Genomic DNA, 25,699 nt, shown 5'->3' with positions numbered 1-25,699 from the left:
TGGCGGTTCGCGACGAGGAAAGGAACAGCCGGGTCATGACATCGGGGATCGACCATGTCGCGATCATCGGCGGCGGCTTTGCGGGCACGCTGCTGGCGATCAATCTGGTGCGCCATGGGGGCCCGCGCGCCACGCTGATCGAGCGGCGGGCGAACCAGCTGGCGCGCGGCGTCGCCTATAGCGCGGCGCATGCCGAGCATCTGCTGAACGTCCGCGCTGGCAATATGAGCGCGCTGCGCGACGATCCCGATCATTTCGTCCGCTGGCTGGTCGCGCGCGGGGCGGGGGATGCGAAGACCTTCGTGCCGCGCCGGGTCTATGGCGACTATCTGCGCGACTTGCTGATGGAGACGATCGCGGCGGACCCCGCGCGGCTGACATTGGCGAGCGGCGAGGTGACCGCGCTGGAGCGGGCGGGGCAGGGCTATCGGCTCGATCTGGCGGAGGGCGGTTCGCTCGGCGCCGACGCGGTGGTGCTGGCGCTGGGCAATCTGCCGCCGCATACGCCGCCGGGGATCGATCCGGCCGTGCTGGACCAGGGCTGCTATCGCGAGGACCCCTGGGCGGGCGACATTGCCGAGGGGCTGGATGCGGACGACCGGGTGTTGCTGGTCGGCAGCGGGCTGACCGCGATCGATGCGGCGTTGCTGCTGGACGCGAGCGGCTTTGGCGGGCGCATCGTCGCCATCTCACGCCGGGGGCTGGCGCCGCGCCGTCACGCCGAGACCCCGCCGGTCGCGCCGCTTCGCGAACGTCCCGCCGCCAGCCTGTCGGCGCTGGTCCGCCATGTCCGCTGCGCCGCCGCCGACCAGGGCTGGCGCGGCGCGGTGGATGCGTTGCGGCCGGTGACGCAGATGATGTGGGGCGCGGCCGATGGTGCGACGCGGGCGCGCTTCCTGCGGCATGTCCGCCCCTATTGGGACGTGCACCGCCACCGGCTCGCCCCCTCGGTCGCCGACCGGGTCGATGCATTGGTCGCGGCGGGGCGCCTGTCGATCGCGGGCGGCAAGCTGGTGCGGGTCGAGCCGGACGGCGCGGGGGCGATGGTCCATTGGCGGCCGCGCGGGGCGGAGGTGGTGGAGGAGCTCCGCGTGGCGCGGATCGTCAACTGCACCGGGCCGCAGGGCGACCTGCTCCGCTCGCGCGAACCGCTGATCCGGCAGTTGCTGGCGGGCGGCATGATCCGGCCGGATGCGCTGCGGATCGGGCTGGAGGTCGATGCGCAGAGCCATGTCGTCGCGGCCGATGGCGGGGTGGACGACCGGCTCTATTGCATCGGCCCGATGACGCGCGGCGGCCTGTGGGAAGTCGTGGCGGTCCCCGACCTGCGCCAGCAGAATTGGGAACTCGCCCGCCGGCTCGCCCATGCGCAATGGGTGGGCGGCGAGGGGCTTTGACCTTTTCCCTCCGATAAGCCGCGTCGTTACGCGGTCGCCCCGATGCGTTTCAGCCAGTCGGCATGGCTGGGCATCGATTCCGCCATCTGCCCGATCGCGTCGGCCAGCTTGCCGACGAACGCGCGGCTTTGTGCGGGGTCGCCATAGCTGAGCAGTGGGTCGCGCCCCTCGGGAATGTTGAACTGGCCGAGATGCACCGCCGCCCAGCTTGCCGGGCCGAACAGGTCCATGTCGCGCGCGACCAGCCGCCCGCTCTCGCGGAAATGCCCGATCTTCATCGCCAGCGTGTCGGGGATCGGCATGGCCGCGCAGTCGCGCCATAGCGGCGTATCGGTCCGCTGCGTCAGCTTGTAGTGCAGGATGATGAAGTCGCGGATCCGCTCATATTCGGTGATCGCGACGCGGTTATATTCCTCGATCGCGGCGGGGGCGAAGGCGCGGGTCGGGAAATAGGCGAGCAGCTTGGCGATACCCGCCTGGATCAGATGGATGCTGGTCGATTCGAGCGGCTCCATGAACCCGCTCGACAGGCCGATGGCGACGACGTTGCGGTTCCAGAATTGCTTGCGCCGCCCCGTCGTGAAGCGCAGCGGTCGCGGATCGCCCAGCGGTTCGCCGTCCAGGTTCGCCATCAGCGTCGCCGCCGCCTCATCGTCCGAGACATGGCGGCTGCAATAGACATAGCCATTGCCGGTGCGATGCTGGAGCGGGATGCGCCATTGCCACCCGGCGGCGCGCGCGGTCGAGCGGGTATAGGGCGTCAGGCCATCGCCGCCGGTCACGCACGGCACCGCCACTGCGCGGTCGCAGGGCAGCCAGTGCGTCCAGTCCTCATAGCCGGTGGCAAGCGCCTCCTCGATCAGCAGTCCGCGAAAGCCCGAGCAGTCGACGAACAGGTCCGCCGCCAGCACCCGTCCATCCTCCAGCGTGACCGATGCGACATGACCGCGCATGCCCTCCAGCGCATGGCCCGCGATCCGCCCCTCGACACGCACCACGCCGCGCGCCTCGGCATAGCGGCGCAGATAGCGGGCATAGAGCCCGGCATCGAAATGATAGGCATAGTCGAAGGTGGATGCGACGCTGCGCGGGTCGGCCATCGGCGCGGCGAACCGGCCGCGTCTGGCCGCGCCCCACGCCATCGACAGCTCGTCGAACGGCACCGTCGCCCCCTGGGCCCCGCCCGCCGCCAGCCAATGCTGATGCACCGCGACCAGATCGAAGGATTTGCCGTGCGTGCCAAAGGGGTGGAAATAGCGATGCCCCTCCCGACCCCAGCCGACGAACTCGATCCCCAGCTTGAAGCTGCCCTTCGTCTCGCGCAGGAACTCCGCCTCGTCGATGCCCAGCGTCTGGTTGAACAGCCGGATCGGGGGGATCGTCGCCTCGCCGACCCCGACCGTGCCGATCGCATCCGATTCGACCAGCGTGATGGTCAGCCCGCGCGGCATCGCATGCGCCAGCGCGGCGGCGGTCATCCATCCGGCGGTGCCGCCCCCGACGATCAGGACCGACCGGATCGCCTCGGCGGGGCTGTCGCTCATCATGCCATCCTCTCCCTTTTGCCGCGCCATAGCATGCAAAGGTTTGCGATCCCACCGTCTCGATGCCCGGCCGAACACTGTGTTTTTCCGATCACAGTTAACGGATTTTTATGCAATGGTTTGCAAAGTCAGACTTGCAAACGATTGCTCATGTGATAGCCAGTCTCCACGACATCCCGGCCACCGGGGCGAATCAGGAGAGGGTGAATGACGACGGGCGTTCTGCGGTCTTGCGGATCGATGGCGGCTCTGGCGATGGCACTGGCCAGCGCACCGGCCTTTGCACAGGCGACGAGCACGCCGGCGGCTCCTGCCGCGCCGGCTCCCCAGGCGGGCAGCATCCCCGATGCGGGCGTGTCGAGCGAGGACATCGTCGTCACTGCGACCAGCGGCGAGCGTTCGCGCTTCCGCAGCTCGATCTCGGTGTCGCAGGTCAGCCAGGAAGCGATCCAGAATTTCACGCCGCGCTCGACCGCCGAGATCCTGCGCAACATCCCCGGCCTTCAGCCCAGCGACACCGCGGGTCCGGGCGGCAACGCCAATATCGGCGTGCGCGGCATTCCGGTGTCGACCGGCGGTTCGGAATATGTCTCGCTCCAGGAAGACGGCCTGCCCGACGTCCTGTTCGGCGATATCAACTTCGGCAACAACGACTATTGGCTGCGCTTCGACCAGAATGTGAAGACGGTCGAGGCGGTGCGCGGCGGTTCGGCCTCGACCTTCGCCAGCCAGGCGCCGGGCGCGGTCATCAACTTCATCAGCAAGACCGGCGAGACCAAGGGCGGCCAGATCGCCTATTCCAACGGCCTGGGCTTCCGCGAACACCGCGTCGACTTCGACTATGGCGGCCCGATCGACGACAATACGCGCTTCCATATCGGTGGCTATGCGCGCAACGGCGGCGGCTACACCAACGAGAATTTCAACATCCTGCGCGGTTACCAGATCAAGGCGAACATCACCCGCGATCTGGCCGACAATCGCGGCTTTATCCGCCTGTATTTCAAGCGGCTGGACGAGCAGGCGCCGACCAACACCACCACGCCGACGCTGGCGACGCTGGACGGCAACCGCGTGACCGGCTTCACCCCGCTGCCCAATTTCGACGGGCGTTCGGGTTCGGCCTATACGATCTACAACCGCAACTTCCAGTATCTGGACTATGACAATGGCGGCGTGAAGTCGGCCGAGGTGCAGGGCATCCACCCGCGCGTCACCGGCATCAGCGGCCAGATCCATTACGACTTCAACGACAATATCTCGCTCGACGACACGATGCGCTATCAGTGGATCAGCGGGAACTTCACCACCCAGTTCATCAACGTCCAGACCCGGACCGGCAGCGGCGGGCTGATCGGATCGACCGTCAATGGCCAGACCGTCGGATCGATCCGCTATGCGGCGGGTCCGAAGACCGGCCAGCTGTTCACGGGTTCGTACATCAACAACAATCCGAACATCAACGTGTTCATGAAGAACATGGACAACTTCGCCAACAACCTGACCCTGAACGGCAAGTTCCAGGTCGGGCCGGGGAAGGCGCGGCTGACCGCCGGTCTGTTCGTGATGCGCCAGAACATCGTCCAGGACTGGCACGTCAACCGCCAGTATAGCGAGCTGAACGGCGAGAATGCCGCGCCGCTCGATCTGTTCTCGACCACCGGCACGCAGCTGACCGCCGCGGGCCAGGCCGGGTTCAACGACAATTGGGGCAGCTGCTGCGCGCGCCGCGTCGACCTGACCTATACCGACGTCGCGCCCTTCCTGCAGGCGGGCTATGAGGTCGGCGGGCTGAACCTCGACGCCTCGATCCGCTATGACAGCGTGCATGGCGAAGGCACCGCGCAGGGCGGTATCGCGGGCCCCAACACCCGCGTCTCGGATGCGCTGGGCTCGGCGGTGATCCCCTCGCTGGTGCTGAACCCGACCGCCGAGAAGATCAACTATACCGATGGCTATGTCAGCTGGTCGGTCGGCGCGCTCTATGCGTTCAACAGCAAGACCAGCGTCTTTGCCCGCGCCAGCCGGGGCGGCCGCTTCAACGCCGACCGCCGTGTCCTGTCGGGCAATTTCAACGCCGACGGCTCGCTCAACAGCCAGGGTCAGGCGACCTCGGTCAACTATCTCAACCAGCAGGAAATCGGCCTGAAGCAGCGCGGCGGCATCTTCGGCGCGTCCTATTCGGTCGAGATCACCGGCTTCCGCTCGACGCTGACCGAGAATAATTACGACTTCACCCGGATCAACAACCCGGCGCCGAACAACAATCCGAACATCTCCAACGGCTATCGCTCGCTGGGTATCGAGTTCAGCAGCCGGGTGAGCTATGGCAATTTCCATCTGGCCGCCGATGCGACCTATGCGAATTCCAAGATCACCAGCAGCGCGACGCCGTCGCTGGTCGGCAAGAAGCCCGGCGGCCTGCCCGACTTCCTGTTCGTCGTGTCGCCCTCCTATGACGCCGGTCCCATCGCGTTCGGCGTCAGCGTAAACGGCCAGACCAGCACCAAGTCGGACGACTTCAACCTGTACACGATCAAGGGTTCGACCTTCGTCAACGGCTTCGTGACGGTACGCCCGACCGAGCGGCTGGAACTGGGCCTGAACGTCAACAACCTGTTCGACAAGCTGGGCTTCCGTGGCGGCGGCGGGCTGTTCCCGATCCTGTCCTCGACGCAGGGCGTGTTCAACAATACCGCGCTGTACGGGCGCACGGTGACGGGGTCGATCCGCTATCGTTTCTGACAAAGACTCTCCCTGGGGCGGGTGCCACTTGGCATCCGCCCCGCTTTTCGTTCAGGAGGCTGGCCATGACCGATCTGGCTCCACCCGCCCGCACCCTGAAGGACATCGCCCGGCTGGCAGGCGTGTCACCCGGTACCGTCAGCCGCGCGCTGGCGGGCAAGAGCGTGGTCAATGCCGAGACGCGGCAGCGGATCGAGGCGCTGGCCGCCGAGCATAATTTCCAGATCAACCAGATGGCCCGTCGCCTGCGCGCGCAACGGACCGGCGTTGTCGGGGTCGCCATCCCGTTGGGTCACGAGCGGCGGCAAAGGCTGTCCGACCCCTTCTTCATGACGCTGCTCGGCCATCTCGCCGACGAACTCGCGGCGCGCGACCATGACGTGATGCTGTCGCGGATCATCCCCGACGACGACGACTGGCTGTCGCGTATCGCCCGGTCGGGCATGGTCGACGGCGTGCTGCTGATCGGCCAGTCGGACCAGCTGGCGGTGATCGAGGCGGTGGCCGCGACCTATCGCCCGCTGGTCGTCTGGGGCAGCAGCCTGCCCGGCCAGCGGCACTGCGCGGTCGGGGTCGACAACCGGCTGGGCGGCCGGATGGCGGGCGAGCATCTGCTGGCCGCCGGGCGGCGTCGCATCGCCTTCATGGGCGAGGTCCGCACGCTGGAGCTGGAACAGCGCCATGCCGGGCTGTGCGATGCGCTGGCCGGGGCGGGGCTGGAGCCGCCGCTGCAATTCGACGTGGCGCTGGCGCCCGAGCTGATGCCCGACCAGATCGCCGCCAATCTGGCGCGGCTGCGCGAACAGGGGCAGACGGTCGACGGCATCGTCTGCGCCTCGGACATGATCGCGATGGCGACGATGGCGGAACTCGTGTCGTCCGGCCTGAGCGTGCCGGGCGATGTCGCGGTGACGGGGTTCGATGATCTTCCGCTGGCCGAACGCGCGATTCCGCGCCTGACCACCATCCATCAGGACCTGCGCGCCGGGGCCGAGGCGATGGTCGCCGCGCTGTTCGCACGGATGGAGGGGCGGGACGTCCCCGGCGTCGAGATGCCGCCGCGCCTGGTCGTCCGCGATTCCGCCTGACCCGAAAAAAGGTGCGGTCCGCTGGGAGATCGGACCGCACCGTCAGGATGGGAGTACGCTTATGGTAAGGGACCGGCGCGGCCAGGGTTGCGCCCCGGTCCCTTCATGTCAGGCCAGCGTCAGGCCGACATCGACATTGCCCCGCGTGGCATTGGAGTAAGGGCAGATTTGGTGCGCGGCCTCGACCAGCTGCTCGGCCTGGGCGCGGTCGAGGCCGGGCAGGGCGATGGTCAGGTCGGCGGTGATGCCGAAACCACCCGCCGCGCGCGGCCCGATCCCGACCTTGGCGGACACCGACACATCGTCGGGCACCTTCACCTTCAGCTGCTGTCCGGCGACCTTCAGCGCGCCGATGAAGCAGGCCGAATAGCCCGCCGCGAACAGCTGCTCGGGATTGGTGCCGTCGCCGCCGGCGCCGCCCAGTTCCCTGGGGGTCGACAGCTTCACGTCGAGCGTGCCGTCCTGCGTCCGGGCATGGCCGTCGCGACCGCCGGTGGCGCTGGCCTGGGTTTCGTATTTCACGTCGATCGTCACGGTCGGTCTCCGATATTTCGATAATCGTTATCGCGATACATATATGGCGTTGCGGTTCGGGCTTGTCCAGCGCTTCTTTTATCGCGATATGTATTTCCTGCTCAAACGGGAGATGGCGGATGTCGGCGCCCTGGCCGCTCGACGAACAACTGTGCTTCGCGCTTTACGCGGCCAATATGGCGATCCAGCGGACCTACAAGCCGCTGCTCGACCAGCTGGGGCTGACCTATCCGCAATATCTGGCGCTGCATGTGCTGTGGGAGGAGGACGGTCGCACGATCGGCGCGATCGCGCAGCGGCTGGCGCTGGAATCGAGCACCGTCACCCCGCTGGTCAAGCGGCTGGAGGTTGCAGGACTGGTGGCGCGCGAGCGCGATCCGCAGGACGAGCGGCAGGTCCGCGTCCGCCTGACCCCCGCCGGACAGGATCTGCGCGACCGCTGCGGATGCCTGGGCGAGGAACTGATCGCGCGGGCGGGAATGCCGGTCGACGATCTGCGCGCGCTTCAGGGCGAGGTTCAGGCGCTTCGCCGCGCGCTGGAGGCACGCGACGCGGGCGAGGCTTGATCCCCTACGATCCTGCGCCGCGCGAAGGACGCGCCCGTCAGCTGGCCGCCCCCAGCGTGAAGACCACGCCCGGCGCATCCCGCAGGATCAGCGACAGCGATCCGTCTTTCAGCACCGGCACCGCCAGCCGCGCCGAGGTGTAGCCCGCCGGGACGCTGACCGCGCCCGCCATGTCGGGCGTCGTTGCCGCCCGGTCGATCAGGAACAGGTCGCGTCCCTCCAGCTGGCATCCCTCCGCCTGGCATCGCACGGTATCGATCTGCGGCAGGCGGACCAGCGTCGCCAGCGGCACCCAGTCGCCCTTGATGCCGCCGCGCACCAGCCGGAAACGCAGCGGCCCCGCCGCCGCCGGACCCAGCCGCGCCGGATCGAGCGTCGCGACCGCGATGTCGGGCGAGGACAGGCGGACGTCGTGCCCGCCCTCCAGCGTGACGCTGGCGCTGCCGTCCGCCGTCGCCACCTCGATCGCGTCGCCTGGGGTCAGCCGCGACCCCTCGGCCGCGCGGATCGAGAAGGTCAGGCGCGCGGTGTCGGGCAACACCGTCTCGTCCCGCGTCGCCAGCGGCAGCCCGTGCGTGCCGTCCCTGGGGCTGAGGCTGCGCGCGGCGAGCGTGGCCGCCGGGCGCGGCGGCGCGGCGGTGATCGGCACCGACAGGGTGCGGCCGTCGTTCAGGCGAATGCGTGCGCTCGTCCCCTCCGCCGCGCGCCCGTCGGCGGCGGTGGCGATCAGCCGGTCGGTATCGCCGTCGCGGGTCAGGCCGTCGGGCGACAGGCGAACGTCGCCGATCTCGACCCCGGCAATCTCGTCCAGCCGCTGGCCGGTCAGCGTGACGAAACGGTCCCCCTTGGCCAGGGTCACCGTGTCGATACGGCTGGCGGGCGAAAAGGCCCGGAGCGCGACGGTGCGGGGCGTGGCGGCGCCCACCTGCTGGATGTCCAGCGTGACGTCACCGGCGCGCGCACCCTTCATCGGCAGGGTGACGGTGATCGTGTCGGCGCCGCGCAGGGTGAAGGCGACCGGCTGCGCCGCGCCGCCGCTGCGCATGGTGACGCCGGTGACGCAGGCGGCGGCCGATCCGGTCAGCTCGACCGCATTGTCGCGCCCGACGACCAGGCTCTGCCCCGCATCGCTGGCGCGCCAGTCGCCGCCATCGGGGAATTGCAGCGTGAAGGACGGCCCCTCAAACGGATCGAAACCCCAGTCGCCGTGCAGCCGCGCGGTCACCTTGCCCGACAGGCCGCCCTGCGGCAGCGGCTCGGCCAGGACATAGCCGCCGCGATCGGCGCGCGCACGCACGGGCAGGTCGAAGCGCTTGCCGTTCGCCATGGTCAGCGACACCGCCATGTTGCGCGCAAATCCGGTCGAATAGATCAGCGGCGCGCCCTCGACCGGCAGGACCAGCCCCGGCCGCGCCCCGCAAAGCGGTTGCTCCCCCGTCACGCGCAGCCGCGGCGGGCTGCCCGCGTCGATGGCGGGCATGGCGGCGACCAGCACGGATTTGGGCTTGGCGAAGGATGGCGCGGCGTTGAGCAGCAGCGACAGCCGGTCGCCGTCGCGCGTCGCCAGAGTCGGCAGATAGCCGAACTGCGGATTGCCGAACGCGCCGAACACGCGGGCGATGTCGCGGATGACGCCGATATAGGGACTGTAATAGCCCAGCCCCGCCTCGCGCGTGTAGCTGAGCTGCAAGGCCAGGTCGGTCGGTGCGCCGACCAGCGTGTCGGTCATCGAGCTGCTGTGAATGTCCGCCAGCACCAGCGAGTCGCGGTTTTCGAGCAGACAGGCCGCCTGCAACTCGATCACCCGGGCCAGGCAGTCGGGGTTCAGCTTGATCGCCAGGCTGTTGGACAGCGCGGGCGCCAGGGTGCGCAGGAATTCGGGATGGCTGTTCTCCTGCGCGCGGATCGCCGCGACGAAGGCGTTGAGCCGCGATCGGTCGAGCGAGGCCTGGTTGAGGTCCTGTACCGCGCGGACGAACTCGCCCGGCCGGTCGCGCACCGCATCGACGATGGTGCCCGACGCGCCGCCGGTCTCGGGCACTAGGAACAGCGCCATCTGCCGCGCGCCCTTGGGCACGGTCAGGGTCAGGCGGCGATCCTTGTCCTTGGCCTTCCATGTCTCGGCCGAATCGACCCAGTTCTTGGGCGGCGGATTGGTCGCGCCGCTCAGGAACGCCGAAAACAGGATATAATGCGCGCGCTGGTCGCCCGGCAGGTCGGCCTCGATCGCCAGCTTGTCGCCGGTCGCCAGGTTGGGCACCTCGGCGATGGGCAGGGTCCGGCCGCCGCGCGTGACCGTGATGCGCAGGCCGGGTCCGGGCAGGTCGAAGGGCGCGGGGTCGGCGGCGCAGACGGTGGCGGTGCCCAGACCGGCGGCGGCCAGCGCCAGCGCCAGGATGCGACGGGAAAAGCGGGGGCGGGGGGCGGGGAGCATGGCGGGGACTAATGCCCGTTCCGCCGCCCCGATCAAGCCGTTCGCGGCAGATGACATGCGCGCGTCATCTGCCGCGATGGCACGGGGTCAGCCCTCGGCTTTCAGCTTGTCCGCAGTCCGCAGCTCGAAATCGCTGGCGTCGTGGCGTTCGCGCAGCTGTTCGGACGGCTCGCCGAAGGTGCGGTTGACCATCCGGCCGCGCTTCACCGCCGGTCGCTCGGCCAGTTCGCGCGCCCAGCGCTGGACATGGGTATAGTCCTGCACCTGCAGGAACTCGGCGGCATTGTAGAGGCTGCCCAGCACGACCTGCCCGTACCAGGGCCAGATCGCCATGTCGGCGATGCTGTAGCTGTCGCCCGCGACATAGGCATTGTCCGCGAGCTGACGGTCCAGCACGTCGAGCTGGCGCTTGGCCTCCATCGCATAGCGGTTGATCGCATATTCGATCTTCACCGGCGCATAGGCATAGAAATGGCCGAAGCCGCCGCCCAGGAACGGCGCGCTGCCCATCTGCCAGAACAGCCAGGACATGACCCGCGCCCTGGCCGCCGGATCGGTCGGCAGGAAGGCGCCGAAGCTCTCGGCCAGATGGGTCAGGATCGCGCCCGATTCGAAGATGGCGAGCGGCTCGGCACCGCGCCGGTCGACGAGCGCGGGGATCTTGGAATTGGGATTGATGTCGACAAAGCCGCTGCCGAACTGGTCGCCGTCCGCGATGCTGATCAGCCAGGCGTCATATTCGGCCTCCGAATATCCGGCCGCCAGCAGCTCCTCGAGCAGGATGGTGACCTTCACCCCGTTGGGCGTGCCCATCGAATAGAGCTGGAGCGGGTGACGGCCGACCGGCAGCTCCTTGTCGTGCGTCGCTCCGGCGATGGGCCGGTTGATCGAGGCGAACCGGCCGCCATTCTCCTTGTCCCAGGTCCAGATGGCGGGCGGGCTATAGGCGTCGTCACTCATGGGCGTCATGCTCCCTTTGCAGGTCCGGCGCGGCAGATGGGGCGGGCGCGGGGTTAAAACAACTGCCGCGTGACGTTTATTTCGGCAGGAGAACGAGCCGGTCGCGGCGGACGTACAGCAGCTCGTGTCGCCCTTCGCGCGGGACCGCCATCGCCTGTCGATAATCGCGGGCCAGCGCCCCGGCGATCAGCGCGTTCGTCGCGGCGTTCCACGGCGAGAAGGGGTCGTCCAGCGTCACGATCGCGGGCGGGCGGCGGCGCAGGATGCGTGCCACCTCGGCCGTCTCGTCGATCCCGATCGCGCCGCGCTCGGCTTCATAGGCCAGCGAGGAGGGGAAGGCATAGGCGGTCGGCACGCATCCGCCCGACAGGTGATAGAGGCTGGAATCGCCCGCAAAGACATAGGGGCATTCGCGCCCGTCGACCGCCGCCATCGCGCGCGCCATGCGGCGGATGCCGTCGCCTTCGGACGGATCGTTGGTCGCGGCGTGCAAGGCGAACAGCCCCGCGCCGATGACGAACACCGCGATCAGCGGCTTGCGCCCCATCGCGAAGGCCGGGGCGGCGGCGAGGCAGAGCGGGGCGATCAGCGGCAGCGCATAATGGTCGAAGAACGCCCCGATCATCGCGAAGGCGACGAGCGCAAAGCCCAGCCAGATCCGGGTCAGCGTCAGCCCGACCGGCCCCGGCCCCTTGCGCCACGCCAGCACCGCACAGGCGATCAGCGGCAGCAACTGCCCGCCGATCCCCGCCAGCCGCCCGACGATCTTGGCGGCGGGATAGCCCCGGCGCAGCGTGATCGAGGTGAAATTGGCGAACCAGAAGGCGTCGAACGAGGCCGGACCGTTCAGCCGGAAATGCAGCACGACCAGCGCGGTCGGCAACAGCCCCATCGCCATCCAGAGCAGCGCCGCCATCAGGACGGGCACCAGACCGGCCCGCGCGCGCCACAGATACCAGAGATGGGCCAGGCCGAAAAAGGCGCCCTCGACCAGCGGGGTATATTTGATCTGGATGGCAATCCCGGCCAGCAGGCAGGCGATCACCCCGCTGACCATGATCGCGCCGACCGCGCGACGCTCGGCCAGGCGCGGCAGGTCCAGCGTCAAGACCGCCGCCGCCGTCATGGCGAGATTGTAGAAGACCGGCGACTGGCCGCTCCCGCCGCTGAGCAGCGGCAGCCACAGGATATAGGCCGCCCCCGCCGCCAGCCCGGCGGGCCAGGCCAGCGCCATCCGCCGCGCCGCCAGCCAGATCAGCCAGCCGGTCGCCGCGACGCAGGCGGTGCCGACCAGCTGATAGGCGAGGAACCCGTCGCCGGGCAGCAGGCGGAACCCCGCGAACAGCAGGAACAGCCCGGGCGGCTTGCGATCCCACAGGTCGATATAGAGCCGCGCCCCATGGAGGATGCGGTCGCCGACCAGCAGATAATATTGCTCGTCGACATGCGCGACCGGATTGCCGAAATCGCGGGCGCGGACCAGCACCGCAAAGACCAGCAGCGCGAGCGCGGCGCCGAGCGGCCGGTTCAGGAAGGCCGCGATGCCGGTCGCGTGGGGCGTGGCGGCGGGGCGGGGAAAGGAAGGCGTCATCAGGGGCTTGTCCGGGCAGGCGGGCATGGCCCGACCGGGCCGTTGCACCGCCGCCGCATGTCACCGATCGAGGCGCGCGCGCAAAGGAAATCGTGACGGTTCCCATCCGGATCAAAAATTTATGTTGGGTCATGTCCGGATGGCGGGCCCCGGCATCGTCCTAAGCCATGGAGCAGCCAGGCGTCGGTCCGAAACGGTCGATCCGGTTGCGACGGGGGTGGGTTCGAATTTCTTGAGTGGGGTGGGTTGATGCTGCTCGATGCGGAAGGCGCGGCCTGGCGGAACGCCAGGGCCCGGGCCGATGCGGGGATGATCGAGGACAGGGTGGCCTATACGGCGCCCTGCTGGACCATCGTCGTTCCCTTCTTCAACGAAGAGGCCGTTCTGACCGCGACGCTGGAGAGTCTGGCGGCGCAGACGGTCCGGTTCCGGCTGGTCCTGGTCGACAACGGGTCGGTCGATGCCAGCGCGCGGATCGCGACCGAGACGTGCGAGCGGCTGGAGCTGGATCATGTCCTGCTGCATCAGGGGATGGCGGGCAAGATCAACGCGTTGCGGATGGGGCTGGACCATGTCCATACCCGCTTCGTCGCGACCTGCGATGCCGATACCTGGTATCCGGCGCATTATCTGGCGGAGGCGCAGCGGCTGCTGGAGCGGCCGGGCTGCGTCGTGGCGGGGGCCTATTTCATCGCGCCGGGCGACGGCGAGGCGGAGCGTCGGCGCGAGTCCGCCAATATCCGGCTCGCCGCGCGGATGCTGCCGCGCCAGTGCCATGCGGGCGGCGCGGGCCAGGCTTTCCGGACCGAGGCGCTGAAGGCGGCGGGCGGGTTCGATCCGCGCCGCTGGAACTATGTGCTGGAGGATCACGAGGTCATCCACCGCGTCCTGCGCCACGGCACGATGCGCTATGCCGATGCGCTGTGGTGCGTCCCCTCCGACCGCGAGCGGGACCGGGAATCGATCCGCTGGACGCTGGTCGAACGGCTGGTCTACAGCGCGGCGGCGCCGGTTGCGGGGGACTGGTTCTTCTATGACTTCCTCGCCCGGCGGCTGAAGGCGCGGGCGCTGACCACCGAACGGATGCGCGAGCGCGCCTATCAGCATCTGGCAGGAGTGGTGGGTGAACCAGCTTATTCTGTGCGCTGACGATTTCGCCTTTTCCACCGAAGACAGTCTGGTCATCGCCGAGCTGCTCCGCACGGGCAAGCTGAACGCCACGAGCTGCATGACCGTCCGGCCCAACTGGATGGCGGACAGCGCGATGCTGAACGATGTGCCCGACACGGCGCAGATCGGGTTGCATCTGGTGCTGACCGAGGAAGCACCGATCCACCCCAATGGCTTCACGCAAGGCGGGGTGATGCCGGGGATCGATCCGCTGACCCGGCTGGCGGCGCGCGGCAGGCTGGACCTTGCCGAAATCGCGCGCGAGGTCGAGGCGCAGTTCGATCGGTTCGAGACGGCGATGGGCCGCCCGCCCGCCTTTGTCGACGGGCATCAGCATTCGCACGCGCTGCCCGGCATTCGCCCCATCGTGCTAGCCACCGCCCGCCGCCGCGCGCCCCAGGCCTGGGTGCGGACCTGCGAGGATCGGGTCGCCGCTCTGCTCGGGCGGCCCTGGCGCGGCAAGGCGATCGGCAGCGCCTATCACTCGCGCGGGCTGCGGCGCGCGGCAGAGGCGGAAGGGCTGCGCTGCAATCGCGGCTTTGCGGGGCATTACGGCTTTGACGGCCGCTTCGCCGAGGCGCTGCCGCGTTTTCTCGACAAGGCGGGGGCGCTGCATCTGGTGATGTGTCATCCGGGGGCGGGCAAGCGGGCGGGCGATACGATCGCGGCGGCGCGGCGCGACGAGGCGGATGTCTTGCGTGCGGTTTCGGTTTCGGACATGGCAAGGGAGCATGGGCTGGCCTTCGCGGCCTGATATGAGGGTGTCCGGTTGGGTAGCGAGGCTTTGGAAAGCCAATTCCTGGAGGCGCGGCCCCTGCTGCGTCGCCTGTTGGCCGCCCGGCTCGGCTCGGTCGAGGAGGCCGAGGATGCCCTTCAGGACCTCTGGCTGCGGGTCGCGGCGCTGGAGGACGTCGAGATCGTCCAGCCGATTCCCTTCTTCTGCCGGATGGCGACCAACCTGGCGACCGACCGGCGGATCGCGGCCACGCGGCGCGGATCGCGCGACGGCGCCTGGGAAGAGGTCCAGCCCCAGTCGGACGAATATGCCGATCCCGAACGGATCGTCGGCGCGCGCGACGAACTGGCGCGGGCGCATGCCTTGATCGCGGCCATGCCCGACCGGATGCGCGAGGCCTTCATCCTGTTCCGCTTCGAGGAACAGCCGCAGCGCGTCATCGCCGAGCGGATGGGGGTGACGATCAGCGCGGTCGAGAAGCTGCTGCGGCGGGCCTATCATTATTTGCAGGAAAATCGTGACGGGGGTGCGGATCGGTTGAGCCGGTGTCGTCAACACGGTGAAGGGAGCAGGGGGGCGTGACGCGGGACGAACAGGCGATCGATTGGCACATCCGGCAGCGCACGATGGACGCGGCCGATTGGGAAGCCTTTGCCCAATGGCTGGAGGAAAGCCCGGCCAATGCGCGCGCCTATGACGCGGTGGCGATGGCGGACCATGTGCTGACCGCGCCCGCCATGGCCGAGCCGGTCGCGCCCGTGCCCGCGCCGGTCCTGCCCGAGCCAGTCCTGGCCGAGCCGATCGTGGAGATCGAATATGCACCGGCGGCCGCCAACGACAATGGGGGCTGGGGGCGCTGGTGGCTGATGGGCGGCGTCGCGGCGGCGGTTGCGCTGGTCGCGGGGCCGATGCTGATGACCGCGCGGCCCGATATCCGGATCGAGCAGACCGCGCCGGGCGAGCATCGCAGCATCGCGCTGAACGACGGAACGACGGTGGAGATGGCGGGGGGATCGCGTCTTCGCTTCGACCGGAACGATCCGCGCGTCGCTACACTGGAAACCGGGCAGGCGCTGTTCCGCGTCCGCCACGATCCGTCGGCCCCCTTCGAGCTGCGTTCGGGCGACGTCACGATCCAGGATGTCGGGACCGTCTTCGATGTCCGCCGCACGGGTGCGCGGCTGGATGTGTCGGTCGCCGAAGGCGCGGTGTCGCTGGCGCCGAAGGGCCAGCGGATCGCGCTGGCGGCCGGGCAGGGGGCCAGCCTGGACGAAGCCGCGCATAGCCTGCGCCTGACGCGAGTCGATCCGGCCCAGGTCGGCGACTGGCGCGGCGGTACATTCGATTTCGATCGCGAGTCGGTGGGGGCGATTGCCGGACGATTGCAATCGGCCTATGGCGTGCGCATCGCGGTGGAGGGGCCCCTGAGCGATCGCAACGTCACCGGGGTGATCCGGATGACGGGCGATGCCGATCGGGATGTTCCGCGGCTGGCGAAGCTGATCGGAGCGGAGTGGCGCCAAAGCGGTGGGAATTGGATTTTGCGGGCGTCGGAGGGGAATCGCTGACCATGGCCTGATGGCCCTGGCGGCCCTTGCCATGCCCGCCGCCGCCCGCGCTCAGCCGCAGGACTATGGCGGTGCGACGACCGCCCCGCGCCGGATCGTGCTGGCTCCCGCGACGCTGGATTTCGCGCTGCGCGAACTGGCGCGACAGGCCGGGATCACGATCGTCGCGACCGATGACCGGCTGAACCGCGTCCGCACCGCGACGCTCCATCTCACCGCCACCCCCGCCCGCGCGCTCGACCGGCTGTTGCGGGGCACCGGCTATCGCGCGGTGGCGATCGATCCGACCAGTTTCCGGATCGTCGGGGCGCCACGTATCCCGCGACCGGCGAAGATCGCGCATCCCAAACCCGTCCCTCCCCCCGCGACCAACGGACAGGACATCATCGTCACCGCCAGCAAACAGGGCACGGCGCTGGCCCGCTATCCGGGCAGCGTCTCGGTGGTCGGGCGCGGTGTCACCCTGCCCGCCGGCTCGATCAACCTCAGCGACGTGGCGGCGCAGACCCCGATCCTCCAGACGACCGCGCTGGGGCCGGGGCGCAACAAGCTGTTCATCCGGGGCATTGCCGACAGCAGCTTCAACGGCGCGACCGAGTCGACCGCCAGCCTGTATCTGGACGATGTCCAGATCGCCTTTGCCGGGCCCGATCCGGGGCTGAAACTCTATGACATCGGCACGGTCGAGGTCGCCGAGGGGCCGCAAGGCGCGCTGCACGGGTCGGGGGCGATCGGCGGCATCATCCGGCTGACCTCCAACCCGGTGTCGCTCGATCGCGACGGCGGGCATGTCGAGATCGGCGGTGCCCTGACCGCGCATGGCGCACCCAGTGCGGATATGGCCCTGGTCGCCAATCTGGTGGCGATCCCGCAGACGCTGGGACTGCGCGTCGTCGGCTATCGCGGGGTGACGGGCGGCTATATCGACAATAGCCGCACGAAACGGACCGACATCAACCGGGTGCTGACCAATGGCGGCCGCGCGACGCTGCGCCTGGCCCCCGGCGACGGCTGGCGGGTGGAGCTGGGCGGCGGCGCCCAGTCGATCGTCGCGCGCGACGCGCAATATGTGACGCACGAGGACTCGCTGGTCACGCGTGCCGCGATTCCGCAACCGTCCTGGAGCGACATGAGCTTCGGCCGTATCCTCCTGTCGAAGGATTGGGCGAGCGGGCTGCAATTCGTCTCCGCCACCGGGCTGGTGGACGGCGCGTCGTTCGAAAATTTCGACGCCAGCGCGGTGGGGGCGGTCGAATCCTATCAGCTGTCGAGCGACAAGGCACTGTTCTCGCACGAAAGCCGTTTGTCGCGGCGCCTGCCCGGCGGGGGATCCTGGGTGGTCGGCATCAACCTGGTGTCGGACCAGTCGGTGATGGGGCGCTCGCTGACCATTCGCCAGGGTGTGCGGCCGGTGATCGGCGTGACCAACGTCACCCGCAGCGGCGCGATCTTCGGCGAGGCGACACATCCGGTGACACGGGCGCTCTGGGTGACGCTGGGCGGGCGCGTCACCCTTGCGCGGGTCGATGGCGAGCCGTCGATCACGCCGCGCAACGGCCAATATGTCCGGGGGCGGTCGACCGCGCGTGTCGATCCGACCCTGGGCTTCACCTGGCAGCCGGGCGGCGACTGGACCCTGTTCGGCCGCTATCAATCGGGTTTCCGCACCGGCGGTCTGGCCGTGGCGGCGGGGGTCGGGCGGGTCGCCAATTTCGACCCCGATTCGATCGCGATGGTCGAGCTGGGCCTGCGCCATCTCCGACGCGGCGATACCGGCCTGTCCGCCTCGGTCAGCGTGTCGCGCGCCAATTGGCGATCGATCCAGGCCGATCTGTTGGGGCGCGGCGGCCAGCCCGCGACCAGCAATATCGGCGATGCACGGATCGACGCGCTGGAGGGCTGGGCCGACTGGGTGCCGCAACAGGACTGGCATATCAACGCCGCCCTGTTCCTGACCGACAACCGGGTGACGGGATCGACCGCGATGCTCAGCCGGGCGCGCAACCGGCGGCTGCCGGAAACGCCCAGCATATCGGCGCGGCTGGGGGTGATCCGCGACCTGCGGGTGGCGCCGGAGCTGATGCTGTCGGGGCGGGTCGATGCGGCCTTTGTCGGTCCCTCCGTGCTGGGGGTGGGCGACATGCTCGACGTGCGGCAGGGGGGATATGGCGTCGTCGATGCCGGGCTGACCGCGCGCCATGGTCGCTATGCGCTGGCGCTGACGGTCGACAATCTGCTCGACGAGCGCGGCAACCGCTTCGCCTTTGGCAACCCGATCCTGCTCGGGCGGCACAATGTCTCGACCCCGGTCAGGCCGCAGACGATGGGGTTGCGCCTGAGCGCCGACTTCTGATCGCCTCGCGGCCATAGCGGGCAAAGCCTGCGAGGATATGGCGCAGGCGAAAGGCGTGGAAATGTCGGATCTGCGGGACGGGCCCGGCGAACCGCGTCGCCAGGTTGCGCAGGTCGTCGCGGATCGTGCGGGCGATCCGGGCATCCCGCCACAGATGTTTGGCGTACAGCGCCCCGTCGCCATAGCCATAGCCCGCCAGCAGCGCGACCACCTCGTGCGCGGCTTTCCGGCCGTGATGATGGTCCACGACGAAACCGGGATCGTACAGCACCGGAATATCCCGCCCCAGCGCGCGGAACAGGAAATCGGTATCCTCGGCCGCGCGAAAGGGGGCGCCCGCGCCGAACCGCTCGTCGAACGCGCCGACCTTCTCGCGGATGTCTGCGGTGAAGGCCAGGTTGGCGCCCATCACGAAGCCGCCGGGAAAGGCATCGCGGCCCGCGATCATCGGATGGTCCTCCAGCTTGACCGTGACCGGCAGGTCGGACGGATCGCCCAGCAGGATACGCCCGCCGATGATGACCGGGCCGGGATGGCGCGCAAAGGCGTCGGCCAGCCGCCGGAAATAGTCGGCATGAAGCACGCAGTCGTCATCGGTCATCGCGATGATCCGCCCCCGCGCGGCCGCCATCGCGACGTTGCGCGCCCGCGCGAGCCCGGCGCGGGGTTCGACCAGCAGTCGGACCGCAAAAGCCTGTTCGGCGACCCAGTGCCGGACCATCGCGGCGCTGTCGTCGGTGGACCCGTTGTCGACCACGATCACCTCCAGCCGCGCGGGCCCCGCTGCCCTCGCGATCGAGGCGAGCGTGGCGGACAGGCTGTCGCGGCGATTGCGCGTGCAGATCAGCAGGCTGACGTCGATCATGCCATCATCGCCGCGCCGATCAGCGCCATCGCCTCGTCCGGGGTGGCGGCCTGACGAACCAGCGGCGAACCATGGGTCCATGCGCCGATATAGGCGGCGACCTTGCCATAGTCATTGTCGAGCACGACATGCGGCAGCCCGAGGAGCAGCGCCAGGATATGACCGTGCAGCCGGTCGGTGACGACCTGCTCCCCGCGCGACAACAGGCGGAGCCCGCGCTCCACCCGCGCCCGCGCCCGTGCGGTGAAGTCGGCCTCGGTCGGGGGCGTCTCGTCCAGCCAGTCCAGCGCCACCGCATCCGGGCTTTGCCGCAACAGCCGGTCGTCCCGCGCGGCGCGTTCGGCATCGGTCCGCAACAGCATCAGGCTATGGCAGTCGGGCGTGCGGGGGCGCGGCAGCGGTCCGAGCCCGAAGGCGGAGTCGGGGGACAATGCGACCGGACAGTCGAAATGCCGCCGCGCCAGTTCCAGGCTGGCGGCATCGCGGACATGAAGATGGAAGTCGCCATGCCCGGCGACCAGCGCGGCGAAACGGTCGCGATGGGCGGGATCGCGGAAATGGATCGACTGGGGCAGCTGGACGATGCGGCGATCGGGAAAATCGCGGATCAGGCTTTCGCGGAAATGCTGATGGTGCGGCCAGATATCGCCCAGATTGCCGCCGCCATGGATCAGGATCGGCCCGATCGGGCAGGCCGCGACGAAGGCGGCCGCATCGAAATCGTCCCAGTGCGACCTATAGGCCGGATCGCCCGCGCCGACCGCATGGAGCATGGCGATCTCGCCCAGCCAGATCGCGCTGTCGCCGACATTGGGATGGTCGGGAAAGTCGACCAGCGCATAGGGCTCGCCGGGCGCGACATGGTGGCGGTACAGGTCGCGCAACGCCGCCTGCTGCCGGGCGATGACGTCCTCGCTCATGCGGCGCGCGTCACGCGCGCGCCGGCGCAGACCTCCGCATAGAGCGCCTCGCACCGATCGAGCCAGCGGTCGCGGGCGAAATGGGTCTCGACCCGGTGGCGGGCGACCGTGCGCGGAATGGCCCTGGCCGTGTCGATCGCGCGGGCGAGCGCCTCCACATCGCCCGCCGGGGCCAGGCACCCCGCCTCGCCGACGACTTCGGCCGCCGCGCCTTCGTCAAAGGCGGCGACGGGCAGGCCGCAGGCCATGGCCTCGATGGCGACCAGGCCGAAGGGCTCGTCCCAACAGGGGGTGAAGAGGAAGACCGAGGCCCGCCCGATTTCCCGCGCCAGCGCGGGGCCGTCGAGATGCCCGCCATAGCGGATGCCGTCGCCGAGCAGGGGCTCGACCGCCGCCCCCCAATAATCCGGGTCTTCGATGGCGCCGAACAGGGTGAGGGGGATGCCCGCCTTACGCGCGGCGAGCGCGGCCAGATGCGGGCCCTTATTGGGGGTGATCCGGCCGCACCACACCGCCTCGCCATTGCCCTGCGCCACGAAGGGCCAGGCGGCGGGATCGATGGCGTTGTGCAGGACCGAGGCTTCGGGCGGTGCCCCCTGCGGCCACCAGGCGGCGAGCTGGCGCGCTGAAGTGACGGTCAGCCTGTGGGTCGGGCCTGGGCTGGCGGTGACGAAATAATGGAGCGCGTCATAGGGCGGCACGTGCAGCGAGGTCACGGTCGGCGTTGCGGCGGTGCGGCGCGGCTCCAGCGGGAAGCGGTGCAGGCTGTTATTGTGCACCACGTCGAACCCGCCGCGCGCGATCCGGTCGCAGGCAGCGGCGTAACCGGCATCGACATGCGCGATCAGCTCGGGCTTGCCGCGATGCTCGGCCCAGGGGAACACCGCCTCGTAATGGACGGGCAGCACCGGATCGAGCGTGAAGCGCGGGTCGCTGTCGCCGCTGGCGAACAGCACCACCTCATGCCCGCGGGCCGCCAGCCCCTCCGCCAGATACCAGCCATGCGCCTCCATGCCGCCGAGAAAGGGTTGGCGGATCGGCTGGCGGACATGGGCGAGCAGCGCGATCCTCATGCCGCGACGCGGGACCCGGCGGCGCGCTCCTCCAGCAGGCGGATGACGCTGGCGGTATTGGCATAGGGCTGGTGGCTCTGCTGCCCGGTCAGGGCGAGGTCGTCCTTGTCGGGACGGCGCAGGATGCGGATCGGGCGGCCGGGCGTGTCGTCGATCAGCCCCATCAGGCGAAAGGCGTGCAGCCAGTGCCCCATGGTGCGATAGCCCCATTTCGCCTCGAACAGCTCGGCATTGCGCACCACGCTGTCGATATGGTGGACCGGCGGCATGTGGTGCGGATGATATTGGTGATAGGCGAGCCCGCCCTTGATCCAGGCGATCGGGACGCCCGCCTTGTCCACCACCTTGCCGAAATCGGTGTCCTCGCCGCCATAGCCCGCATAGCGTTCGTCGAAGCCGCCGGTCGCGAGGAAGGTCGCGCGGCGCATCGCGAAGTTGAGTGACCAGAAGCACCGATAATCGGCGCAGCGCTCGATCCCCTCGGGCGGGGGCCCTCGCCGGTCGGAGTGGCGGACCGCCACCGTCGCGAAGTCCTTATAGCGCCAGTCGCCCTCAGTCGCGCCGCCGGGCAGATACATCACCTCGCCCATCAACAGCCCATCCATCTCATCGAGGCAGCGGTCGTAATCGGCCAGCAGCTCGGGCGTCGGAATGCAGTCCATATCGAGGAAGACGATCTTGTCGCCGACGCATGCCTTGGCCGCCGCGTTGCGCGCGGAGGCGAGCGGCAGGTGCGGACCCGACACCATCATCTGGCGAATGGGAAAGGGCGCATCCGGTAAGTCATAGGGCGCGTCCTGGATGACCGCGACGATCAGTTCGGCTGGCATGGTCGTCTGGCGGCTGAGGCCGAGGACGACATTGCGGAGATGATCGGGGCGGCCCCCGGCAAGCGTGACGACCGAGATCATGAATGGGCTCCGCTGGGGGTGGGGGTGGAGGAGGGGTGGAGTTCGACCGGCCAGAGCCGCGCGGCGAGCGCTTCCAGCCAGTCGGCGGCGTCCTGGGCGGGCGTGTCGGCGATCATCGCGCGCTGGAGCGCGGGGCGGTGGGTGGCGCGCGTCTCGGCCAGCGCCGCGGTCCAGGCCTGGGCCGAGGAGGGCAGATGCGGGCGGACGCATGCCGCCCCCGCCGCCGCCAGCGCCTCGGCCTTCCGATGCTGCTCGTCGAAATAGCGCCATTCGGGAATGGCGAGCCAGGGGCGGGCAGCGGCCAGGATCTGCTGGCAGGTGGTGTTGCCGGTCGAGGCGATGACCAAGTCGGCTGCGGCGACATGGTCGGCCGGATTGTCGACCCAGCCGCGATGCTCGATATTGCCGGGCTCTGTCGCGTGCCAGTCGCGCACGACCGGGCCGATGGTGATCCAGCGCGCGCCCGGACGGCTGCGCGCGCCGACGCCCAGCGGGGCCTGCGCGAAGCCGCCGCCGCCGCCGCCGGAGAGGACGAGGATGACCTCCTCCTCCGCGCCGACGCCGATCCGCTGGCGCGCCAGTTCGCGCTCGGGCACGCGGGTGTCGACGCCCAGGCCACCCGCGAAACAGGTCTTGGCCAGCATCGCGTCGTCCCATTCGGGCTGGGCCAGCGCCTCGTCGAACGCCGCCAGCAGCCCCGCCGCGCCGTCATAGGCCGCGCGGTGCCCCGCATCGCCCCGGTCGCCATGCTGGAGGATCTTCACATGCGGCACCGAGCAGATGCGCGAGAGCTGCGCGATCTCCGCCGACACGTCGCAGATCATCAGCGCGGGGTCGGCGCGGTCGAACCAGCCCGCGATCACCGCCATGGCATGGCGGATTCCCGGCCAGCCGAGCGGCGCGCAATGCAGCGTCTCGGGCGTCGGGACCGCATCCATCGTGCCCGCCTCGGCCCCCGTCGGCTCGAACAGCGAGGGGATGACGATCAGCTCGACCTGCGGGGGGAGCGGCGGGAAGATGTCGTCGCGCGCGCAGAAGATCGTGACCGGACGTTCGGGTGGCAGTGCGTTCAGGATGGCGGCGCAGCGTTCGGCATGGCCGCGCCCCTGATGATGGACGAAATAACCGAAGGGCCGCATCACGCCGCGCTCGCACGCATCAGCATCGGCTCGGTCAGCCCCAGTCGCTCCAGCCCTTCCAGCACGCCATTGGCGTGATGCCCGGCGACGCGCAGCAGCCCGTCGCGCGGGGCCAGCCCGTCCAGCTCGTCGCTGGCATTGCCGACGACGATGGCATGGCCGCACGCCTCCAGCATGTCGACATCGTTGCCGCTGTCGCCCGCCGCGATGCAGGCGCCGACCGGCAGGTCCAGTCGCCGCGCATAGGCCGCGACCGCCGCCGCCTTGCCGCCCAGCGGTGCCAGCACGTCGATCAGCCGTCCGTGCGAATAGACGACCTTGGCGGCCAGCCCCTGTTCGGACAGGACGGCGCGGACCCGCGCGGCATCCTCGGCGGTGCCGAAGAAGCTGATCTTGTGCGGCCCCGCCGTGTCGCGCGGTTGCGGGCGCAGGCGCAGCGGCTTGAGCGCGGTCGCCACCGCCTTGCGGTTCCACCCCTCGTCCAGCCGCGCGGCATAGACCGGGCATTCCTGCCACCCGCGCTGCCCCTTCAGCATGATGCGGGTGCCGACATCGGTGATGAAGGCGTCGGGTTCGGGCAGGCCCCATTGCGACAGGATCATCCGCGCCATCGCGAAGGAGCGCCCCGTGGCGACGACGAAGGGCAGGTCGCTGCCCTGTCGCCACTGGGCAAAGCCGTGTGCCCCCGCCGGACAGCCGGTCAGCGTGTGATCGATGTCGCTGGCGAGCAGCCCCGGCGCGCGCGGCAGGCGGGCATAGAGCGCGACCGACTCCGCCGCATAGCGGCCCCAGTCATAGCGCGCCGCGCCCTCGCGTCCCGCGCGGCTCATCGCGGCATGGCGTTCGGGGTTGGCGATGATCGACAGGCAGGTTTCGGCGATGGCCGCCTCGTCACGCGGATCGACCAGCAGGCCATGGCCCAGATGGGCGACGATCTCGCTGGGGCCCCCATGCCGGGTCGCGACCACCGGCACGCCGGCGGCGGCGGCCTCGATCAGGGTCAGCCCGAAGGGTTCGTGCAGCGCGGGATTGACGAAGACGCCCCCTTGCGCGGCGCGGTCGTACAGCGCGGCGACATCATGTCCGTCATGCGCGGGCGGCAGCGCGACATGACCGCGCAAGCCGGGTGCCTCGACCAGCGCCTGCAACTCCGCGAGGACCGCGCGTTCCTCGGCCGAGCCGGGGCCGTCATGCTGCCCGGCCAGGATGACCAGATTGGCCGCGCGCTGGAGCTTGGGAGAGGCGGCATAGGCGCGGGCCAGCGCGGCGAGGTTCTTCTTGGCGACCGGCCGGGCGATGGCGAGCACGATCGGCTTGGCCGGATCGTCGAGCCACTGGTCCAGCCGCGCGGCCAGCGACGGCTGCGACGATGGCCGCGGGTCGCGGCTGGGCACGCCGGGCGGGATGCAGTGGATGCGCCCCGAGACGGGCGTGTCATAGGCATGGACCTGCCGATCGGCCTCGTCGCGGGTCGACACGATGATCGCATCTGCCCCGGCGATCGCGGTCCGCTCGGCGGCGATACGGGCATCGAGCGCGGGGCAGGAGCCCTGATGCGTCTGCTTGTCGATGCCCAGCGCGTGCGGGGTATAGACGAAGGGAATGGCGAAGCGGCGGCGAGCCTCGGCCGCGACGGCGGCGGCGTCGGAGAAATGCGCATGGATGACGTCGGGAAGCCGGGGCAGCCGCGCCAGGTGCGCGCAGAATGCCTCGGTAAAGGCGGACAAGTCTTCGGCCAGCGCTTCCTTTTCCAGATAGCCGCGATTGGCGGTCGCGATCCGGTCGATGGTCAGGCGGGGCGACAGGCGTTCGCTCGACAGGCCATGCTCGACGGCCAGACCTTCGCCCTCGAACAGCCGGGTGACGATCGAAACTTGATGCGTATCAATATTGTCGGCCTGCGCGGCGGCGGCATCAAGAATATAGGCAATATGGCCGCCCGTATCGGCGGTGATACCATAATGGACAGGTGGCGATTTCAGGCACCCGCCAAGCGCCAGATGAACAATGATCAAGCTCGCCCCTTTCGTTATAGAGGGACAACGTCGGATATTTTGTTTGGCTCCCAGAACGATGATGGAAACATAAGCTAATTTTCACAGGGC

The 25,699-nt window shown here is 69.3% G+C and carries 20 protein-coding genes; 9 read left to right on the top strand and 11 right to left on the bottom strand.

Features of this window, described 5'->3' with window-relative positions:
- The first annotated feature begins 35 nt into the window (after positions 1–35).
- A complete protein-coding gene (locus QE385_RS05540) occupies positions 36–1,397 on the top strand; it encodes an FAD/NAD(P)-binding protein (protein WP_307099846.1) in 1,362 nt (453 codons plus the stop codon).
- A gap of 26 nt (positions 1,398–1,423) precedes the next feature.
- Here QE385_RS05540 and QE385_RS05535 read toward each other — a convergent pair whose 3' ends face one another.
- Positions 1,424–2,941 carry a tryptophan halogenase family protein gene (locus QE385_RS05535; RefSeq protein ID WP_307104581.1) on the bottom strand — a complete coding sequence of 506 codons (1,518 nt, stop codon included), beginning with the start codon at positions 2,939–2,941 and terminating at the stop codon, positions 1,424–1,426.
- 207 nt (positions 2,942–3,148) lie between these two features.
- Here QE385_RS05535 and QE385_RS05530 point away from each other — a divergent pair, with 207 nt between their 5' ends.
- Positions 3,149–5,686 carry a TonB-dependent receptor domain-containing protein gene (locus QE385_RS05530; RefSeq protein ID WP_307099843.1) on the top strand — a complete coding sequence of 846 codons (2,538 nt, stop codon included), beginning with the start codon at positions 3,149–3,151 and terminating at the stop codon, positions 5,684–5,686.
- A gap of 65 nt (positions 5,687–5,751) precedes the next feature.
- Complete coding sequence (locus QE385_RS05525; protein ID WP_307099841.1) at positions 5,752–6,774, top strand: LacI family DNA-binding transcriptional regulator; 1,023 nt, start codon at positions 5,752–5,754, stop codon at positions 6,772–6,774.
- Positions 6,775–6,882: 108 nt separating this feature from the next.
- Here QE385_RS05525 and QE385_RS05520 read toward each other — a convergent pair whose 3' ends face one another.
- On the bottom strand, positions 6,883–7,308 hold the full coding sequence (locus QE385_RS05520; protein ID WP_307099838.1) for an organic hydroperoxide resistance protein: 426 nt from the start codon (positions 7,306–7,308) through the stop codon (positions 6,883–6,885).
- 119 nt (positions 7,309–7,427) lie between these two features.
- Between QE385_RS05520 and QE385_RS05515 the strand changes: the two genes are divergently transcribed.
- On the top strand, positions 7,428–7,874 hold the full coding sequence (locus QE385_RS05515; protein WP_307099836.1) for a MarR family winged helix-turn-helix transcriptional regulator: 447 nt from the start codon (positions 7,428–7,430) through the stop codon (positions 7,872–7,874).
- Positions 7,875–7,911: 37 nt separating this feature from the next.
- Here QE385_RS05515 and QE385_RS05510 read toward each other — a convergent pair whose 3' ends face one another.
- The 3 genes from QE385_RS05510 to QE385_RS05500 all read right to left on the bottom strand — a co-directional run bounded on the left by QE385_RS05510 (position 7,912) and on the right by QE385_RS05500 (position 12,859).
- Positions 7,912–10,308, bottom strand: coding sequence for a hypothetical protein (locus QE385_RS05510; protein ID WP_307099835.1), 2,397 nt, complete (start codon positions 10,306–10,308; stop codon positions 7,912–7,914).
- 87 nt (positions 10,309–10,395) lie between these two features.
- Complete coding sequence (gene yghU / locus QE385_RS05505) at positions 10,396–11,268, bottom strand: glutathione-dependent disulfide-bond oxidoreductase (RefSeq protein WP_307099833.1); 873 nt, start codon at positions 11,266–11,268, stop codon at positions 10,396–10,398.
- Positions 11,269–11,344: 76 nt separating this feature from the next.
- On the bottom strand, positions 11,345–12,859 hold the full coding sequence (locus tag QE385_RS05500) for a glycosyltransferase family 39 protein (protein ID WP_307099831.1): 1,515 nt from the start codon (positions 12,857–12,859) through the stop codon (positions 11,345–11,347).
- A 249-nt stretch (positions 12,860–13,108) separates the two neighbouring features.
- On the opposite strand from QE385_RS05500, the gene QE385_RS05495 reads away from it, so the two are divergent.
- Genes QE385_RS05495 through QE385_RS05475 form a run of 5 tightly spaced genes read left to right on the top strand, consistent with a single transcriptional unit; the run spans position 13,109 to position 18,686 of the window.
- Entirely contained in the window at positions 13,109–14,008 is a 900-nt protein-coding gene (locus QE385_RS05495) for a glycosyltransferase family 2 protein (RefSeq protein ID WP_307099829.1), read from the top strand.
- Positions 13,983–14,783 carry a ChbG/HpnK family deacetylase gene (locus tag QE385_RS05490; RefSeq protein ID WP_307099827.1) on the top strand — a complete coding sequence of 267 codons (801 nt, stop codon included), beginning with the start codon at positions 13,983–13,985 and terminating at the stop codon, positions 14,781–14,783. Before QE385_RS05495 ends, QE385_RS05490 begins: the two co-directional genes overlap by 26 nt.
- A 30-nt stretch (positions 14,784–14,813) precedes the next feature.
- Positions 14,814–15,347, top strand: coding sequence for an RNA polymerase sigma factor (locus QE385_RS05485; protein WP_307099825.1), 534 nt, complete (start codon positions 14,814–14,816; stop codon positions 15,345–15,347).
- The gene (locus QE385_RS05480) at positions 15,344–16,333 is read left to right on the top strand and encodes a FecR domain-containing protein (protein ID WP_307099824.1); all 990 of its coding nucleotides are present in this window, start codon (positions 15,344–15,346) and stop codon (positions 16,331–16,333) included. The genes QE385_RS05485 and QE385_RS05480 overlap by 4 nt, the downstream gene beginning before the upstream one ends.
- A 10-nt stretch (positions 16,334–16,343) precedes the next feature.
- Positions 16,344–18,686, top strand: coding sequence for a TonB-dependent receptor (locus QE385_RS05475; RefSeq protein WP_307099822.1), 2,343 nt, complete (start codon positions 16,344–16,346; stop codon positions 18,684–18,686).
- On the opposite strand, the gene QE385_RS05470 is transcribed toward QE385_RS05475, so the two are convergent.
- From QE385_RS05470 to QE385_RS05445, 6 genes are read right to left on the bottom strand one after another with little or no spacing between them, the layout of a single operon-like run.
- Positions 18,643–19,551, bottom strand: a complete 909-nt coding sequence (locus tag QE385_RS05470) for a glycosyltransferase family 2 protein (protein ID WP_307099820.1) — start codon at positions 19,549–19,551, stop codon at positions 18,643–18,645. The two genes, QE385_RS05475 and QE385_RS05470, sit on opposite strands and share 44 nt — an antisense overlap.
- The gene (locus QE385_RS05465; RefSeq protein WP_307099816.1) at positions 19,548–20,471 is read right to left on the bottom strand and encodes a polysaccharide pyruvyl transferase family protein; all 924 of its coding nucleotides are present in this window, start codon (positions 20,469–20,471) and stop codon (positions 19,548–19,550) included. The genes QE385_RS05470 and QE385_RS05465 overlap by 4 nt, the downstream gene beginning before the upstream one ends.
- A complete protein-coding gene (locus QE385_RS05460) occupies positions 20,468–21,544 on the bottom strand; it encodes a glycosyltransferase (RefSeq protein WP_307099813.1) in 1,077 nt (358 codons plus the stop codon). Before QE385_RS05460 ends, QE385_RS05465 begins: the two co-directional genes overlap by 4 nt.
- A complete protein-coding gene (locus QE385_RS05455; protein WP_307099811.1) occupies positions 21,541–22,455 on the bottom strand; it encodes a galactosyltransferase-related protein in 915 nt (304 codons plus the stop codon). The genes QE385_RS05460 and QE385_RS05455 overlap by 4 nt, the downstream gene beginning before the upstream one ends.
- The gene (locus tag QE385_RS05450) at positions 22,452–23,594 is read right to left on the bottom strand and encodes a glycosyltransferase (RefSeq protein WP_373424709.1); all 1,143 of its coding nucleotides are present in this window, start codon (positions 23,592–23,594) and stop codon (positions 22,452–22,454) included. Before QE385_RS05450 ends, QE385_RS05455 begins: the two co-directional genes overlap by 4 nt.
- Positions 23,594–25,609 carry an HAD-IIB family hydrolase gene (locus QE385_RS05445; RefSeq protein ID WP_307099807.1) on the bottom strand — a complete coding sequence of 672 codons (2,016 nt, stop codon included), beginning with the start codon at positions 25,607–25,609 and terminating at the stop codon, positions 23,594–23,596. Before QE385_RS05445 ends, QE385_RS05450 begins: the two co-directional genes overlap by 1 nt.
- Positions 25,610–25,699: the final 90 nt, after the last annotated feature.

Source organism: Sphingomonas sp. SORGH_AS_0950, assembly GCF_030818415.1.
In the GTDB taxonomy this organism is placed as follows: domain Bacteria; phylum Pseudomonadota; class Alphaproteobacteria; order Sphingomonadales; family Sphingomonadaceae; genus Sphingomonas.
This window is presented reverse-complemented; position numbering and strand designations above follow the sequence as displayed.